A 16,358-nucleotide genomic window follows, 5' to 3' on the forward strand; every position below is an offset into this window, starting at 1 on the left:
TCATTGTTCCTTCATCGTGGTGCTCGCGCACCCGACGACCCAGTCGTCGAGTCGGGCGCGCAGTCTCTGTTTGTCGGCGTCGTCGAGCCAACATGCCTCGATCGCGTTGCGGCTGAACTGTAGTAGCTGCTCGAGGTCGTATCCCAGGGCGTTGCCGACGGCGTGATAGTCGTTGGTCGGGTCGGTGCCGAACATCGGAGGATCGTCGGAGTCGATGCACACGAGCAGACCGAGGTCCACCATCTCGCGGATCCGACGGTGGCTGCCGTCGCCGGAGCCGCTGTACCGACCTATGTCGGAACTCACCGGAGTCGCGGTGAACGGCACCCGTTCCTCCGCACAGCGTCGGGCGATACGTTCGTCGGTCACCACGTGATAGCCGTGGTCGACACGGCTGCAGTGCAGTTCGTCGAGGATGACCTCGATGGCGGATGGGGGACCACTTTCCGAATGTGCGGTCCGTCGGAGCCCTGCTTGACGCGCCAGCTCGAACGCCGGGGCGAAGGGGGCCGGCGGGCCATTGACCTCCTCGTAGTCGAGGCCGATACCGATCACCTCGTCTGTGCGGTACTCGATCACCGTCTCCACGAACTCGACGGCCTCGGCCACGCTGTGCTCCCGGTTGACGGCCATGATGATCCTGCTCTCGATCCCAGTGTCGTGCCGGGCATCTCGCATTCCATCCAGAATCCCGGCCAGCGCGTCCGGATATGGCAACGGACTCGGCTGTGGGGTCACGAAGATCTCTCGGTACCAGACGTTGTGGTCGGCTCCGTACACCGTCAGGGATTCGTACGTCGCCCGGCGGAAGTCGTCGCGGGTGTGCAGCGATTGCCCGACGAGATCGTAGACGGACAGGAACTGACCCAGATCCTCGTAGGCCGCACTGTCGTAGATCCGATCGGCGTCGGGGTCTCCCGGAATCGCGACGCCGTTGCGCCTGGCGAGCTCGACCGCGGTTGCTGCAGGCACCGATCCGAGCAGGTGACAGTGCAGGCTGATCTTGGGAATCGATTGCGCCAGAGTCCGTGTCAGCAACTCGGCCATCACGGCACCGCGATCGCGTGATAGCGCGACCGGAGGTAGTCGGCGACGGTGACCGGCCGATAGTCGTTCTCACGACCGAGGGGCGGCGGGAAGGATTCGATGACCTGATCGAGGTTGGCTTCGTAGAAGAAGATCAGTGAGATGAGTTCCTCGTCCGGGGCCTCCGGCGACGGCGGCAGTACCCGATGGCGGGTCGATGTCCAGCGGTCACCGGTCCAGCGGGCCATGAGGTCGCCGATGTTGATCGTGTAGGCGTCCGGGACCACGGGCGCGTCGATCCATTCGCCGGAGCGAGTGCACACCTGGAGCCCACCGAACCCTGGCTCCCGATCGAGGATCGTGATGGTGCCGAAATCCGTGTGCGGCGCGATTCGGTACTGTCCTTCCGCGACCGGTCCGGTCAGGTGCAGCGCCGGATACCGATTGATGTTGAACGAGTGGGGTGATCCGCTACAGCGCTCGGTGAACCACGCCGGATCGAGTCCGACTGCGGTGGCGAGCAATTCGAGGATGTCGGCGGCGAACCGACGCATTGCTGCCGTGTAGGTGACCGAAAGTGACTGCAATTCATAGACCTCGGAGGGCCATACGTTGGGCGCGAACCACTCCGCGTCGACGGCGGAATCTCCTGAGTGGCGCTCGTAGCCCGCGGTGAATGTCTCCTTGAGGTCGGGCGGGAGGTCCGCACCGAGCAGTGCCCCGTTGGCCTCCTTGCCGGGCGGTATCCAGCCTCGACCGCCTACCGAAGTGGTGTAGCACCCCTTCGTCTCGGGGTCGAGGGTGAAGAACTTCCGCGACGCGTCACGCAGGTCTGCGCGGAGTTGGGCAGGCACGCCGTGACCGCTGATCATGAGGAATCCGCTCTCGATGAGCGCGTGGTCCACGGCGGCGGCAAGTTCACCGCGTTGGGTTGCAGTACCGTTCTGCCACAAGGACAGATCAATCAGGGGAATGGGTGCGTTCATGCCTTCTCTCCTTCGCGATCGCCGTCGACGACGACCATGTCGTTGGTGCGGTTGGACGTCGAGCCGCTGTCAGCACTGCGGCCGGCCATGATCAGGTAGGTGGTGGCGCCCACGGCGAGACCGACGATCACACTGAGGTCGGCACCGTCGAGTCCGGAGGCCACCGGCCCGACGAAGATCGAGGTGTTGATGCAGGCAGCCGCCGCGAGCATGCCGAGAATCTGTGCCGTCACGGCCGGACTCGACCAGTCGCGACGCACCGGCGCGGTCGCATCGGGGTAGAGCGTGTCGCGGTGGAGCGCGCGGCGACGCCACAGATCGGCCACGAACACTCCCGTCCAGGGTGCGAACCAGACGATCATGAACAACAGGAAGTTGTTGACGAAGGTGTAGAAGTCCCCGGAGAAGACCACCATGGCGCCGACGACACCGCAGATGATGCCGTCGAGCATCACCGCCTGCCAGCGCCGTATCCGAACTCCCATCGCCTGCAACGTGACTCCCGACGAGTACAGGTCGACTGCGTTGAGCGACACCATCTGGACGATCACCAACAGCAGGTAGATCACGACCAGCCAGGTCGGGAAGATCGTCGCGAGCCCACTGATCGGGTCGGTCGCGTCGGGCATCGCCATTGCGATCGCCACGCCGAGAGTCATCAGCAGCATCTGCGGCACCGCGCCGCCGATCGCCACCGATCCGACGATGCGGCGACGGCTCGTCGAGGCCGGGAGGTAGCGCGAGTAATCGGCAGACGACGATGCCCAGCCCAGGCCCGAGCAACTGGCGACGAGCGCCACGCCGCCGAGGAACATCGCCAACGATCCGGGCTCGCTCACACCGGCGTCGACCTGGTCGGCCACGAGCCACGCCATGATGAGAAAGATTGCCGCGAAAGGAAGTACGAGGAATCGGAGCACCTTGGTGACCGCCGAGTGGCCGAGCAGGGGCAAGATCGCCTGCGCGACCGACAGGCCCACCACGAGGCCGAGTTGCATCGGATCGGAGACCGTGACCCCGGCCATCTCCAGCAGGGCGCTCGCGGCCAGCACCATCACCACGAGATCGAGGACCTCGTAGCCGAGCATCATGATCCAGTTGAAGAAGGCGACAGGACGGACACCGAGACGCCCGAACACCAGCTGCGTCACGCCGAAGGTCGTCGTGCCGGCGGCGGCGCCGGCCACCGAGACCAGCCCAGTGAGCACCCACGTCAGGTTGCCGAGCACGATGGCGGCGAGCGCCTGCCACCAGTTCAGGCCAAGCGCGACGAGGATGGTCCCGTACACGACCGACAGGACATTGAGGATCAGGCCCGACCACATCGCCCCGACCTGCCATGGCTTGCCATGTCGTTCGGACTCCGGGATGTGTTCGATGCCACGCCGCTCGACGGCGATGCGCGGACGATGATCAGTCACGCCAATCCGATCCTGCTTTATCGTGGTCATGGTTGTGTCCTGTTGTCGCGGAGGTTAAGGCTTGGCACCAGAGCCAGACACTGATTACTCACAGCAATCAGAGTGGGCATAACTTATGTCTGAGTTATTGAAATTGTGTTTCCGGGCCGTAAACGGTCCCTGGATGATCGCCGAGAGAGACCGATGACCGAGCCCCAGGCGCTGGACGAAGAGGCGTTGGCCCTGAGGGCCGGCACTGCGATCCGCTCGATTCGCGAGAAGGCAGGGCTATCAATGCGCGAGGTGGCGGCCCGTGCCGGGATCAGTCAGCCCTTCCTCAGTCAGATAGAGCGCGGCCAGAACATGCCGTCGATGATCACCGTTTATCGGTTGGCGGAAGCCCTCGATGTGACACCCGGAGATCTGCTGCCGGCCAGCACCGACAGTCAGGTCGAGATCGTGCGCAACGGCGAAGGCCGCGTGCTGCCGGTGGCCGACCGCGCCGACGCGGCGTTCGGTCGCGTGCTGCTCATGAATCCGCACTCGCTGCTGCAGGTCATCGAGTACAAGATCGCCCCGGACCAGTACATCGGCGAGTGGTTCCAGACCCCGGGCGTCCTCGCGCTCTACGTGATGGACGGCGAACTCGACATCACCGTCGAGGGCGCCGGCACCTATCGCGTCGGTCCCGGCGACCTCATCACACATCCCTCGCCACTGCGGCACCGATGGCTGCTGGTGGACAACAGACCCGCAGAGGCGCTGCTCATCATCGCGGACTCGGCGGCGATGTAGTTCTCGCACCTCGCCGGCCACTGTCGCAAGAGTGGCATTGCCCACCCACACATGCGTGATCGGCCATATGAGCGTAGGACGGAGAGAGGGGGATGACCTACTGACGAACCGAGAGGTGTGATCGCATGAAGGCCATCCAGATCGTCAAGCCGGGTGCCGAGCCCGAGCTCCGCGAGGTGGACAAGCCGACGCCGGGGCCAGGACAGGTGTTGCTGAGAGTCACCGCGGCGGGTGCATGCCACTCCGATGACTTCGTGCTGAACACACCCGCCGACAATTTTCCGTACCCGCTCCCGATGACTCTCGGTCACGAGGGCGTCGGCGTCGTCGAGCAAACCGGTAGTGGCGTGGACAGCATCTCCGAGGGGACGGCCGTCGCCGTGTATGGCCCATGGGGTTGTGGTGTGTGCCAATTCTGTTCGCGCGGAATGGAGAACTACTGCAGTCGTGCGCGGGAACTGCAGATCACCCCGCCTGGGCTGGGTGTCGACGGCGCGATGGCGGAGTTCATGATCGTCGATGACCCGCGGCACCTCGTCCCCATCGGCGACCTGGACCCGGTTCGCGCCGCACCGCTGACCGACGCCGGACTCACGCCCTATCACGCAATCAAGCCGTCCTTGCCGAAGCTCGTCGGAGGCACCACGGCCGTGGTCATCGGCGCCGGCGGTCTTGGGCACATCGGCATCGAACTGCTGAAGCGCCTGACCCCGTCCCGGATCATCGCGCTCGACGTCACCGAGGAGAAGCTGGCGTTCGCAAAGGAAGTCGGCGCGGACGAGGTGGTGCTGAGCAACGACGGCGCCATCGACAATGTCCGCGAGATCACCGGAAACGACGGCGCCACTGCGGTGTTCGATTTCGTCGGCTTCCAGCCGACCATCGACATCGCGATGGGCGTCGTGGGGACACTGGGCGACGTCGTCATCGTGGGCCTCGGCGACGGCGAGGCGGCCGCCAAGGTAGGCATGTTCGCCCAGCCGCAAGAGGTCTCGGTGCGGGCTCCGTACTGGGGTTCACGCAGCGAGCTGATCGAGGTCATCAACCTCGCGCGCGACGGCGTCCTCGACGTCGCCGTGGAGAAGTTCAGCCTTGACGACGGCGTCGAAGCCTACCGCAAGCTGGCCGCCAACGAATTGCGCGGACGAGCAGTCGTGGTGCCGTAGCCGCCCAACCGTCGGTCGAGTAGCCGCGCGAGCCCGCGAGCCGGCGTATCGAGACCCTCACCGCGCAAGCCCGACGGAACGCAACCAAACCGTTGGTCGAGTAGCCGCGCGAGCTTGCGAGCCGGCGTATCGAGACCCTACGTCGCCTCGGCCCGCCGTCGCCGTCGATAGACTCGGTCAGATGAGTGCGCGCGCAGGCATCGTGGTCACCGGCACCGAAGTGCTGACCGGGCGAGTTGCGGACCGAAACGGACCATGGGTGGCCGGCCGGCTGCTCGAACTCGGGGTCGGCGTCGCACACATCACCGTGTGTGGCGATCGGCCCGACGACCTGCGGGCGCAACTACGCTTCCTCGCCGCCGAGGGCGTCGACCTCATCGTCACCACCGGCGGACTCGGACCCACGGCCGACGACCTGACGGTCGCCACCGTTGCCGAGTTCACCGGACGCCCGCTGCACCTCGATACCGACCTCGAGGCGCACATCGCCGACATCATCGGCCAGTGGATGAAGCGTCGCAAAGCCGACCCGGACCCGGGACCACTGCGCGCCGGCATTCGTAAGCAGGCTCTCGTTCCCGAAGGTGCACAACCGATTCCACCCACCGGAACCGCACCCGGGGTCGTCATCCCGGCCGATGTGGCATCCGGTAGCCCAACCATACTGGTGCTGCCCGGACCGCCGCGCGAGCTGCAGGCGATGTGGCCGACCGCAATCGCCACCGCCGAGGTCACCGACGCATTGGCGGAGCGCGACGATGTCCGGCAGGAGATCATCCGCGCGTACGGACTGTCCGAGGCCGACCTCGCCGAGACACTGCGTGATGCCGAACGCGACCTGGCTGGTTTCGACGACCTCGAGATCACCACGTGCCTGCGCAACGGCGAACTCGAGATGGTCACCCGTTTCCCCGACGACGCCTCGTCCGCCTATGCCGCGCTGGCCACGGCAATCGCCAATCGTCATCAGCGCCACATCTTCTCGACCGACGGTTCCACCATCGACGATCAGCTGGTGTCCGCCCTCTCGGGACGCACCGTCGCCACCGCCGAATCCTGCACCGGCGGAATGGTCGCGGCCCGACTCACCGACCGGGCGGGATCGTCGGCGTACATGGTCGGCGGTGTGGTCGCTTACGCGAACGAAACCAAGACCGGCCAACTCGACGTCCCTGCCGAACTCATCGCCACACACGGCGCGGTCAGCGAACAGGTCGCGGCGGCGATGGCCGAAGGTGCCGTGGCCCGACTCGGCGCCGATGTCGCGGTGTCCACCACCGGAATTGCCGGACCTGGTGGCGGCTCCGACGCGAAACCGGTGGGCACGGTGTGCTTCGGGATCGCCGTCGCGGGCCGACCGACGTCGACGTGGACGCGGTACTTCCCGGGGGATCGAGCGAACGTGCGGTTGTTGTCGACCGTTGCGGCCATGCATTTCCTCGTGGCGGTGGTGGGCGACCCTTCGTGACGCTCGCAAGCTCGCTCCTCAGGGATCGGGTGACGCTCGCAAGCTCGCGCCCATCCCGGTGAGCGAGTGGGCGGCGAGCGGCAGCGAGTCGCCGTATCGAGATCGCGTCACCGGATCTCGATACGTCCTCGGCTGGCGCCTCGGACTACTCGATCAACGGGAGGGAGTGGCGCCTCGGACTACTCGATCAACGGGAAGGGCTAGCGCCTCGGAGTGCTCGATCAGCGGGAAGGGGCTGGCGCCTCCGATTCGGACTCATCCGACTCGGCGTCGGCTCCGAAATACCGGTGTGACGCCCACCCACACCGAGCCCACACCCGTCCCGTGCGACGCACCACGCTCACCTGACCCGGGCCCGCAGGTCCGGTTCGTCGGGGAACGCGATGTTGCGTGTGTGGAGCGTGTCCTGCATGAGCAGGTCGCCGAGCACGCATCGGTGCTGACCGGAGTGCACGGCGATCTGTCCGCGCTGGCGTCCGCGCTCGCGCGGGCAGGATCAGGGGGTAAACGTCTGCGGGCGTCGTTCTGCCTCTGGGGCGCGCGGGGGGCCGCCGACGGCGAGCTCCCGTCGGGCGCGATCGAGACCGCCGCCGCCATCGAGCTGTTCCACCTCGCCGCCCTCGTACACGACGACGTGATGGACCACAGCGATCACCGCCGCGGCCTGCCCACAGTGCATCGACATTTCGCCGACGAGCACCGTCGCGACGGCCGTACCGGCGACGCCGACGCCTATGGTGACGCCGTTGCGATACTGGCCGGAGACCTGTGTCTGACCTGGTCGGATGACGTTCTCCACGACGCCGTCACCGGGCTCGGGCGCCCGACCCGCGACGTCGTGCGCCGCATCTGGTCGACCATGCGCGACGAAGCCATCGCCGGCCAGTATCTGGACGTCGACGGCCAGACCCGCATGACGACGTCGGCGGCGCGTGCCCGCGTCGTGCTGCGATTCAAGAGCGCCAAGTACACGATTTCCCATCCCCTGCGGCTCGGTGGTGCGCTGGGCGGGGCACCCGCGGACCTACTCGCCGCGTACGACGCGATCGGCCTGACCGCCGGCGAGGCGTTCCAACTCCGCGATGACGTTCTCGGCGTGCTCGGCGATCCGGCGGTCACCGGAAAACCCGCCATCGACGACATCCGAGAAGGCAAGCGCACGTTGCTCGTGGCGCTGGCCGAGAATCAGGCCAGCACGACCCAACGAAGGATTCTGGCCGACAATCTGGGCAACCCGGAGGTGACAGACGACGGCGTCCGCGCGGTGTGCGATGTACTGCACGACACCGGCGCGGTGCTCGCGGTGGAGAGCCGGATCGGCCGCCTCGCCGAGGAAGCGGCCGCGCACATCGACGCATTGCCGGTCGACCACCTCACGCGTAGTGCTCTCGGTTCCCTCGTCGCACGGTGCGTGTGGCGTGCGGCCTGACAGCCGATCTCGAGGCCCCACCGGCCCGGTGACGTCGGTCCCCGTGGTGGAGCTGCGCGTGTGGGGTGTCGACCGGATCGGTCCGGCTCTGGGTCGGATGGCGTTCGGCCGCCGACGAATCGGCCGGCTTCCTGGCCTACGGTTCGCGAAACTCCTCGGCACCGGATCGGCGCGGACGTTCACCCCACGTGACGCCGATCTGCGCCATTGGGCTCTGCTGACCGTGTGGGAGGACGACGCGGCAGCCACTGCCGGGGGCTACACGTCGGCGATCGGCGACTGGATGTCGGCCAGCACGGAGGAACTGCGAGTGCGGATGCGGCCGTTGCGTTCTCGTGGGCGCTGGGCCGGCGTCGACCCGTTCGGGTCGTACCCGGAAGCACAGTGGGACGGCCAGGTGGCCGCGATCACCCGCGCTCGCCTACGGCCGACCCGGGCCATGTCGTTCTGGCGCGCGGTCCCTCCGGTGGTGAGCGAATTGTCCGGAGCGGCAGGGCTTCAGGTTGCGTTCGGTATCGGGGAGGCGCCGATCGGCCTGCAGGGCACCTTCTCTCTCTGGGAGTCCGCCGATCGTCTGACCGAGTTCGCGTACCGCTCACCCGCGCATGTGGCGGCGGTACGACGCACCGACTCGGCCCGCTGGTACGCCGAGGAACTGTTCGCCCGCCTCGCCGTCACCGACGTGACCGGCCGGTATCTGGGGAGAACCCCGTGAACCCGTTCATGTCCCGGGCGACGACCGCGCCGACGACAGGTGCCGACCAGCGCCGGTTCGCGGCTGCATGGATTCTGTTCGGCTGTGCGTTCCTCGTGCAGACCGCTTTCCCGTTCACCGACGGCGGCACACCGGCGTTGACCGTCGCGAGCGTGGTGTTGTTGACCGCAGCCGTTGTTGCGCACGTGCTGAGCAGTCGTGGGCTCCGTGCTGCAGTCGTCCTCGTCGTCGTCGCGGGCGGGGGTGGTCTGCTTGCCGAAACCGTGGGGGTGCACACCGGATTCCCGTTCGGGTCGTACGAGTACACGGGCACTCTCGGTCTCGAGGTGCTCGGTGTTCCCGTCCTGGTGCCGCTCGCGTGGATCATGATGGCGTGGCCGGCCTTGTGCGCGGCACGGCAGCTCGTCGGCGCGCGCCGGTGGGCGACCGTCGCTGTCGGCGCGTGGGCGCTGACGGCCTGGGACGTCTTTCTCGATCCCCAGATGGTGGACCAAGGGCATTGGCGGTGGGCCGACCCGGAACCTGCACTTCCCGGCGTAGAGGGCATCCCGGTGACGAACTTCGCCGGATGGCTGCTGGTCTCGTTCCTCATGATGACGGTGCTGGACCGTCTGATCGGTCCGGCCGGCCGTGACGACCGTGGGTCTATCGGCGCGGCTGCAGACCTCGTGCCCATCGCGATCTATCTGTGGACCTACTTCTCGTCGGTGATCGCGCATGCGGTGTTCTTCGGTCGGCCGCCGGTGGCCGTCGTCGGCGGCGTTGTCATGGGGCTGGTGGCTGTGCCCCTGGTGATCTCGCTGGTCCGGGAGGGCTCCCGTGCGAGTATCTGAGATCGGCCGGTGGGTGATCGGTGCCGCCGCAGCAGGTGCCATCGCATCGCTGGCACTGACGATCGACAACGCGCGTCGCATTCGTCGGCCCGATCCGGCATCGGCGCCCGGTGCCGAGCCGCTGACCGTGCTGCTCCCGGTGCGCGACGAGGTCGACCACCTGAACGATTGCCTGACAGCAGTTCTCGACGCGGTGGACCGATGGCGCGGCCCTGCTCGAGTGCTGGTTCTCGATGACGAGTCCGCCGACGGCACCGATCGAGTACTCGCGGACTTCGTGGCCCGGCACGGCTGCGTCGAGGCCCTGGACGGTGCCCCGACGCCACCCGGTTGGCTCGGCAAGCCCTGGGCGTGTGAGCAGCTGTCCCGCCAGGCCCCGGGCGACGGCGTCTACGTCTTCGTGGACGCGGACGTCCGCGTCGCGCCCCACGCGTTCGTGGATTCCGTCGCGCTCCTGCGCGCTGCGGGCCTCGACCTCGTCTGCCCGTACCCACGTCAGCTGACGACGGGCGTCGTGGAACGGCTCGTCCAGCCACTGCTGCAGTGGTCGTGGATGAGCACACTGCCGCTGCGGCTCGCCGAACGGTCGTCGCGCCCCTCGCTGTCGGCGGCCAACGGGCAGTTGCTGATTGTCGACGCGGCGGCATATCGCCGCGCCGGCGGTCACGCGGCAGTACGCGACGATGTTCTCGAGGACATCGCGCTCCTGCGCGCGCTCAAGCGATCTGGTGGTCGGGGTGTGGTCGCGGAGGGCAGCGAGGTCGCGACCTGCCGGATGTACGACGGATGGCGCGAGGTGCGGGCCGGCTACCGCAAATCGCTCTGGTCGGCGTTCGGGTCGACCGCGGGAACTGTCGCCGTGGTCGTGCTGCTGAATCTGCTGTACACAGTGCCGCCGATCGCTGCGTTGTGCGGTTCGCGGATCGGACTGTTGGGCTATCTTGCCGCCGTCACGTCACGTGCGGTGACGGCCGCGCGAACCGGCGGACGTTGCTGGCCTGACGTCCTGGCCCACCCGGTGTCGATCGTCGCATTCACCGTGCTCACCGCGGATTCGGCGATCGCACGGCGGCGGGGTGTGCTGACGTGGAAGGGCCGCGGGCTGTCGGGGTCGGCGCGATGAGCGACATCGTGGTCGTCGGCGCCGGGGTCGGCGGCCTCGCCGCGGCGTTGCGACTGCGGGCGGCAGGCCATCGGGTCACGGTGCTCGAGCAGGCCGACGCGGTCGGGGGGAAGCTCGGCGTGATCCGACACGACGGATTCGTCTTCGACACCGGGCCCTCCCTGGTGACGATGCCGCACATTCTTCGCGAGCTGCTGGCTACCGCCGGGCGACGAACCGATGACGTGTTATCGCTGTCGAGGCTCGATGTGGCTGCCCGTTACCGGTTTCCGGACGGCACGATCCTCGACATGCCCGGCGAGCTCGATCGGATCCCCGGCGCGCTCGACGCAGCTCTCGGGCACCGAACCGGCGACCAGTGGTGCAGCTTCCTCGCTCGTGCCCGGGATATCTGGGCGGCATCGCGGGAGCCGTTCCTCGAGTCACCTGTCGGTCCGGGCACACTCATCCGCGCATCCCGCCCATCCGACCTCACCACCATCGCACCGTGGTGCACCCTGCGGGACCTGGGCCGACGGTATCTGCACGATCCGCGTCTGACGATGCTGCTCGACCGTTACGCCACCTACAGCGGGTCCGATCCGCGGGCCGCGCCGGCCGCGCTCGCCGCAGTGCCGTGGACCGAGCAGGCGTGGGGTTCCTGGTATGTCGACGGAGGACTCGGCCGGATCGCAGAGGTGTTGCGGGACAGTTTCGTTGAGCTCGAGGGAAACCTCGAGCTGGGGGTCGCGGTCGACGAGATCCGAACGGACGCATCGGGGCGTGCGTGTGGCGTGAGGCTCGGGGACGGCACCGTGCGGGCCCCCGACCTCGTCGTCGCGAACGCCGACGCCCGCCAGGTGTACGAGAAGCTGCTGTCCGGCCCGACGGCGGCCCGCGTGGCGGCGCGCACCCGGAAGGCCACACCGTCACTGGCCGGGTTCGTCCTTCTGCTCGCCCTCGACGATCCACCGTCCGATGTCCCGCATCATCAGGTGCTGTTCGCCGAGGACTACGACGCGGAATTCGATGCGGTGTTCGGGCGCGGCGGACCGGCGCGTCCCGTCCACCGGCCGACGGTGTACATCTCGGCGCCCGACGACCCCGCGATCGTCCCGGGCCCGGGAAATGCCTCGTGGTTCGTGCTGGTGAACGCACCCCGGCACGATCCCGCAGGCGGGATGGACTGGGATGAAACCGGTCTCGCCGAATCGTATGCGGACCACATTCTGCAGGTCATGGCTGACCGCGGACTCGATGTCCGGGGTTCGATCCGTCACCGCATCATCCTGACCCCCGCCGACCTGGAGCGGCGCACGCTCACCCCGGGTGGCTCGATCTATGGTTCGTCGTCCAATGGTGCGCGGGCCGCATTCCTCCGTCCGCGCAACGCCTCTCCGATCCCCGGCCTCTATCTCGTGGGCGGCTCGGCTCATCCGGGCGGCGGATTGCCGCTGGTGATGTTGTCGGCGAAGATCGTCGCGGGGCTCATCGGGCCGGCGTAGACCGGGCGGTCAGGTGTGGGACGGCGTCACCGACCGGTCGCCGCGCAACCGCTTGCGAACCAGTTCGGCGCTGATCAGACACATCGGTAGACCGATGCCCGGTGTGGTACTCGAGCCCGCGTAGTAGAGGCCGTCCACCTTGCGGGACCGGTTGGTGGCACGGAGAAATGCGCTCTGCCGCAGGGTATGTGCGGGCCCCAAGGCCCCGCCCTGCCACGAATTGAGGTCGGCGACGAAGTCGGCCGGCCCGACGGTCCGCCGCACCATCACACGGTCGGCGAGGTCGGGCACACCCGCCCACTCCGCGACGAGATCCACGGCCCGGTCCGCGACCTCCTCGACCGCCGGGGCGCCGGCGCCGTCGACGCCACCGGAGCCGAGGCCCGGGTCGGCGGGGATCGGCACCAGGATGAAGAGGTTCTCGTCACCATCGGGCGCGACCGACGCGTCCGTCGCCGAGGGTCGACACACGTACAGCGATGCGGGATCGGGTACCCGGGTCGGCGTTTCGAAGATGGCGTCGAAGTTGGTGTTCCAGTCGGCGGCGAAGAACAGCGAGTGATGAGCCAGCTCGGGCACCCGACCACGCACACCGAGATAGACCAGCACCGCACCCGGACCGGATGTCGCGTTGTCCCACCACTTCTGGCCGAAGGTCTGCAGCTTCGGCGGCAGCATCGTGGTCTCCACGTGATGGAGATCGGCGGCGCCGATCACCACCTCGGCCGCGATGTCGCGTTCCACACCGGCAGCATCGCGGACGCGGACGCCGGTCACCGTGTGGCGACGCGAGGCGAAGCGAGATGTTCCTTCTCGCGGCCGGGTGAGAATCCGGGTCGCTGCCGTCGAGCTGTGCACGGCCACGCCGCGATCCACGGCCAACTTCTCCAGCACCTCGGGCAGCCGGACGAATCCCCCGTCTGGGTAGCGGACGCCGTCGGCGAGGTCGAGGGCGCTCATCAGGTGATACATGGCCGGCGCACGGTCGGGCGAGGCTCCCAGAAACACCGCCGGGTAGCCGAGGATCTGCCGAATCCGGTTGTCCCGGAATCGAGATGCGATGAAGGAGTCCAGCGATCGGGTCAGCAGTCCAGCGAGTTGCCCCACATTGCCGAGGACTTCCCGTCCCGCGAACGCCCCGACCGAGTCGAAGTTGGTGTACAGGAAACGCTCGACCGCGATGTCGTAGGCGCGTCGCGCCGATGCCAGGTAGTCGTCGAATTTGTGCCCGGCACCCGGTTCGAGAGACTCGAACAGGTCCCGGTTACGGTCCGCGTCGCCGCTGATGTCGACACTGTCGGCGATACCTTCGAAGAACACGCGATAGCCGGGCTCCAGGCGCAGGAGATCGATGTGTTCGGAGGTGGATGTTCCCAGCATCTCGAAGAAGTGGTCGAAGACCTCCGGCATCAACCACCACGACGGGCCGGTGTCGAACCGGAATCCGTTCGACTCCCACGATCCGGCACGACCGCCGAGACGATCGTTCTTCTCGATCACCTCGACGCGGTGGCCATCCTCGGCCAACAGCGCGGCCGTGGCGAGACCTGCGACGCCACCACCGATCACGACGATCCGTTTGGCGGTGGCGGTCATGATCGTCCCGCCTGACCGGATCGGCGTGAACCGGATCGTCGTGGCAGTCCCCTCCGCAACGCGGCGGCTCCCGCGATCCGCGCCTTCACCGGCCCCGGCACACGGACCCTCTGCCGGCACGCCACCTCTGGAGCTGTCGCACGCAACCGGTCGGCGAGTTCGGCGAACAGATCGTGGGCCGTGCAGACCGCGACACGAGTCCCACTGGGCAACAGCGGAATCGTCTGCGCCGCACAGTCCAGGTCGCGGTCGATGTCGTCGAGCCAGCCGTGCCATGCCTGCGCCGATGGACGTTCCGGGTCGAGTCCGACGAGGTAGCGGCGTCCGAGTTCGTTGCTGTCGTCGCCGATGTCGCGCAAGAAGTTGATCTTCTGGAAGGCCGCACCGAGTCGCCGGGCGCCGGGCGCAAGCTGGTCATAGCGCGCCTTGCGGTGCGGTTCGTCGGCGAGAAACGCATGCACGCACATCAATCCGACGACCTCTGCGGAGCCGTAGATGTAGGTGGCCAGGCTGTCGGCGTCATGCCCGGCGCGGTCGAGGTCGGTCCGCATCGACGCGAAGAAGGGGGTGGTCAGCGCCGAGTCGATGCCGGTCCGCCGTGCTGTTCGCGCGAACGCGTGCACAACCAGGTTCGTGCTCGAGCCCGACGCCATCGCACTGTGCGTTTCTGCTTCGAGCGCATCGAGCGCCATTCGACGTTGCTCAACCGACTGTCCCGGTCGGGGCGCGTCGACGATCTCGTCGGCGACCCGCACGAGGGCATAGATGTTGTGCACGTCGCGGCGCACCGACGCGGTCAGTAGGCGGGATGCCAGGCCGAACGACGACGAGTACGAGCGGATGACCAGTGCCGCGCTCTGCTCGGCAACGGCGTCGTAATGGCGGTAGGGCAGCGCGGCGTCGGTGTCGGCGGCGCGGTCGGCGGTCGAGGTCATCGCCATCACCCGCCGATCCCGCGATACGGGTCGGAGCCCAGTGCGTGCACCTGATCGACGAACCACGGGCTGAACACCCACGGCGTCCGTCGAGCCGACGCCCAGACATCCTCGATGGGCGCCCAGACGAAGTCCATCACCTCGTCGGGATTCGGGATCGGAGGGCCGACTGGCCGCGCCCGATAGACCGGGCACACTTCGTTCTCCACGACCCCGCCGGCGTCGGTGGCGCGGTACGAGAAGTCGGGCAGGACACACTCGAGACCATTGATCTCGAAGCCCAGTTCCCGCGGAGCGTATCGACGGACCGCGTCCTCGACGGATTCACCGGGCCGCGGATGACCGCAGAAGGAGTTGGTCCAGACCCCCGGCCACGTCCGTTTACCCAGTGCGCGGCGGGTCATCAGAATACGACCGGAATCGTCCACCACATGACAGGAGAATGCCAGGTGAAGTGGGGTGTCGCTGCCGTGCACGCTGCCCCGCGGCGCTGTGCCGCGGGGCCTGCGCTCGGCGTCGACGAGCACCACGAGATCATCGGTCATCGGCCGCCCTCCGTTCGCTGCGCAGTGCTGCGGCTGCCGCCGCATACGCACCATTCTTCGTTGCCGCCGGCGAAACGGATGGAGACCGGACCGCGGAACCCGCGGGACCCGCGATCAGTAGAAGTGCTTGCGTCCTCCCACGGCGCGCCCGGTGGCCCCGAGAACCGCGAGGATCGCTCCCACCACGATCAGGATGATGCCGATCGTCCAGAGAATCGGGATGCTGAAGATGAAACCCAGGACGAGCAAAATGATGCCGAGAATGATCACGGCCAACCTCCGTTGGTCGGTGGACGGACTGCTCGACGCTGCTGCAAGCTTTTTCACCGTACTCGCCGCACTGTTCGATCATGTCCGATTTCCCATCTCGTGATCAGCGCGTGTCGGGAGTGAGTTCGACGATCGCGAGCGGGCGCGACGTCTTCTGCTGGTAACCGGCATATCGGCCCTTGTTCACCTCGTCGACGAGGTCGAAACGACGCGCGTAATCCCCGTCATCCGGGAATGTCGGTCGGGCGGTGACCGCAACCCGACGGCGCCCGACCTGGATTTCGCAGCGCCGGTCGGCGGTGATGTTGCCGAGCCACGCGGGCGGTCGCGGGGAGCCTCCGTTCGATGCCACCACCAGGTACGCATCGCCGTCGACGGCGTAGGTGAGCGCCGACGTGCGCCGCTGCCCGGTACGGCTGCCCGTATGGCGCAGCAACAACGTCGGGTTGCCCATCAGCAACCGATGCCCGACCCAACCGTCTGAGTTTTCGTAGAGCCACTGATGGACCTGCAGGGTGCGGACGAAGAGGCTCGGCATACCGACAGGGTAGAAGCCCCGCCGTCAGGCCGCGCAGCCGTACCGGCCC

Annotated in this window: 16 protein-coding genes; 8 read left to right on the forward strand and 8 right to left on the reverse strand. The window is 67.4% G+C overall.

Annotated features, from left to right (window positions below; translation table 11 throughout):
- Genes add through VZC37_RS17095 form a run of 3 tightly spaced genes read right to left on the reverse strand, consistent with a single transcriptional unit; the run spans nucleotide 1 to nucleotide 3,433 of the window.
- Entirely contained in the window at nucleotides 1-1,047 is a 1,047-nt protein-coding gene (gene add / locus VZC37_RS17085) for an adenosine deaminase (protein WP_330433928.1), read from the reverse strand.
- On the reverse strand, nucleotides 1,047-2,012 hold the full coding sequence (locus VZC37_RS17090) for an isopenicillin N synthase family dioxygenase (RefSeq protein WP_330433929.1): 966 nt from the start codon (nucleotides 2,010-2,012) through the stop codon (nucleotides 1,047-1,049). The genes add and VZC37_RS17090 overlap by 1 nt, the downstream gene beginning before the upstream one ends.
- Nucleotides 2,009-3,433 (reverse strand): purine-cytosine permease family protein, encoded by a 1,425-nt coding sequence (locus VZC37_RS17095; protein WP_330433931.1) that lies wholly within the window; start codon nucleotides 3,431-3,433, stop codon nucleotides 2,009-2,011. Before VZC37_RS17095 ends, VZC37_RS17090 begins: the two co-directional genes overlap by 4 nt.
- A gap of 183 nt (nucleotides 3,434-3,616) precedes the next feature.
- On the opposite strand from VZC37_RS17095, the gene VZC37_RS17100 reads away from it, so the two are divergent.
- From VZC37_RS17100 to VZC37_RS17135, 8 genes are all read left to right on the forward strand, one after another.
- Nucleotides 3,617-4,207 carry a helix-turn-helix domain-containing protein gene (locus VZC37_RS17100; protein WP_330433933.1) on the forward strand — a complete coding sequence of 197 codons (591 nt, stop codon included), beginning with the start codon at nucleotides 3,617-3,619 and terminating at the stop codon, nucleotides 4,205-4,207.
- Nucleotides 4,208-4,332: 125 nt separating this feature from the next.
- On the forward strand, nucleotides 4,333-5,373 hold the full coding sequence (locus VZC37_RS17105) for an NAD(P)-dependent alcohol dehydrogenase (protein WP_330433935.1): 1,041 nt from the start codon (nucleotides 4,333-4,335) through the stop codon (nucleotides 5,371-5,373).
- Between the two features lie 181 nt (nucleotides 5,374-5,554).
- A complete protein-coding gene (locus VZC37_RS17110; protein ID WP_330433936.1) occupies nucleotides 5,555-6,841 on the forward strand; it encodes a competence/damage-inducible protein A in 1,287 nt (428 codons plus the stop codon).
- A gap of 394 nt (nucleotides 6,842-7,235) precedes the next feature.
- Nucleotides 7,236-8,270 carry a polyprenyl synthetase family protein gene (locus tag VZC37_RS17115; RefSeq protein ID WP_431309432.1) on the forward strand — a complete coding sequence of 345 codons (1,035 nt, stop codon included), beginning with the start codon at nucleotides 7,236-7,238 and terminating at the stop codon, nucleotides 8,268-8,270.
- A 28-nt stretch (nucleotides 8,271-8,298) separates the two neighbouring features.
- Nucleotides 8,299-8,985, forward strand: a complete 687-nt coding sequence (locus VZC37_RS17120; RefSeq protein ID WP_330433938.1) for a monooxygenase — start codon at nucleotides 8,299-8,301, stop codon at nucleotides 8,983-8,985.
- Between the two features lie 8 nt (nucleotides 8,986-8,993).
- On the forward strand, nucleotides 8,994-9,818 hold the full coding sequence (locus VZC37_RS17125) for a carotenoid biosynthesis protein (RefSeq protein WP_330434431.1): 825 nt from the start codon (nucleotides 8,994-8,996) through the stop codon (nucleotides 9,816-9,818).
- Nucleotides 9,805-10,941 carry a glycosyltransferase family 2 protein gene (locus tag VZC37_RS17130; protein ID WP_330433940.1) on the forward strand — a complete coding sequence of 379 codons (1,137 nt, stop codon included), beginning with the start codon at nucleotides 9,805-9,807 and terminating at the stop codon, nucleotides 10,939-10,941. The genes VZC37_RS17125 and VZC37_RS17130 overlap by 14 nt, the downstream gene beginning before the upstream one ends.
- Complete coding sequence (locus VZC37_RS17135; protein WP_330433942.1) at nucleotides 10,938-12,425, forward strand: phytoene desaturase family protein; 1,488 nt, start codon at nucleotides 10,938-10,940, stop codon at nucleotides 12,423-12,425. The genes VZC37_RS17130 and VZC37_RS17135 overlap by 4 nt, the downstream gene beginning before the upstream one ends.
- 9 nt (nucleotides 12,426-12,434) lie before the next feature.
- On the opposite strand, the gene crtI is transcribed toward VZC37_RS17135, so the two are convergent.
- The 5 genes from crtI to VZC37_RS17160 form a co-directional block, all read right to left on the reverse strand.
- Nucleotides 12,435-14,021 carry a phytoene desaturase family protein gene (crtI, locus tag VZC37_RS17140; protein WP_330433944.1) on the reverse strand — a complete coding sequence of 529 codons (1,587 nt, stop codon included), beginning with the start codon at nucleotides 14,019-14,021 and terminating at the stop codon, nucleotides 12,435-12,437.
- Nucleotides 14,018-14,956: a phytoene/squalene synthase family protein gene (locus VZC37_RS17145; protein WP_431309433.1), complete on the reverse strand. Its 939-nt coding sequence runs from the start codon at nucleotides 14,954-14,956 to the stop codon at nucleotides 14,018-14,020. Before VZC37_RS17145 ends, crtI begins: the two co-directional genes overlap by 4 nt.
- A gap of 5 nt (nucleotides 14,957-14,961) precedes the next feature.
- A complete protein-coding gene (gene idi / locus VZC37_RS17150) occupies nucleotides 14,962-15,501 on the reverse strand; it encodes an isopentenyl-diphosphate Delta-isomerase (RefSeq protein WP_330433948.1) in 540 nt (179 codons plus the stop codon).
- Between the two features lie 114 nt (nucleotides 15,502-15,615).
- Complete coding sequence (locus VZC37_RS17155) at nucleotides 15,616-15,771, reverse strand: DUF6131 family protein (RefSeq protein ID WP_330433950.1); 156 nt, start codon at nucleotides 15,769-15,771, stop codon at nucleotides 15,616-15,618.
- A 103-nt stretch (nucleotides 15,772-15,874) separates the two neighbouring features.
- Entirely contained in the window at nucleotides 15,875-16,309 is a 435-nt protein-coding gene (locus VZC37_RS17160) for a nitroreductase/quinone reductase family protein (RefSeq protein ID WP_330433952.1), read from the reverse strand.
- Between the last annotated feature and the right edge of the window lie 49 nt (nucleotides 16,310-16,358).

It is taken from the genome of Gordonia sesuvii (genome assembly GCF_036350415.1).
GTDB lineage: Bacteria > Actinomycetota > Actinomycetes > Mycobacteriales > Mycobacteriaceae > Gordonia > Gordonia sesuvii.

Coding starts and splice junctions, on each gene's coding strand:
- add (WP_330433928.1), bottom strand. CDS start 1,047: ATGGCCGAGTTGCTGACACGGACTCTGGCGCAATCGATTCCCAAGATC.
- VZC37_RS17090 (WP_330433929.1), bottom strand. CDS start 2,012: ATGAACGCACCCATTCCCCTGATTGATCTGTCCTTGTGGCAGAACGGT.
- VZC37_RS17100 (WP_330433933.1), top strand. CDS start 3,617: ATGACCGAGCCCCAGGCGCTGGACGAAGAGGCGTTGGCCCTGAGGGCC.
- VZC37_RS17105 (WP_330433935.1), top strand. CDS start 4,333: ATGAAGGCCATCCAGATCGTCAAGCCGGGTGCCGAGCCCGAGCTCCGC.
- VZC37_RS17110 (WP_330433936.1), top strand. CDS start 5,555: ATGAGTGCGCGCGCAGGCATCGTGGTCACCGGCACCGAAGTGCTGACC.
- VZC37_RS17125 (WP_330434431.1), top strand. CDS start 8,994: ATGTCCCGGGCGACGACCGCGCCGACGACAGGTGCCGACCAGCGCCGG.
- VZC37_RS17135 (WP_330433942.1), top strand. CDS start 10,938: ATGAGCGACATCGTGGTCGTCGGCGCCGGGGTCGGCGGCCTCGCCGCG.
- crtI (WP_330433944.1), bottom strand. CDS start 14,021: ATGACCGCCACCGCCAAACGGATCGTCGTGATCGGTGGTGGCGTCGCA.
- VZC37_RS17145 (WP_431309433.1), bottom strand. CDS start 14,956: ATGACCTCGACCGCCGACCGCGCCGCCGACACCGACGCCGCGCTGCCC.
- idi (WP_330433948.1), bottom strand. CDS start 15,501: ATGACCGATGATCTCGTGGTGCTCGTCGACGCCGAGCGCAGGCCCCGC.
- VZC37_RS17160 (WP_330433952.1), bottom strand. CDS start 16,309: ATGCCGAGCCTCTTCGTCCGCACCCTGCAGGTCCATCAGTGGCTCTAC.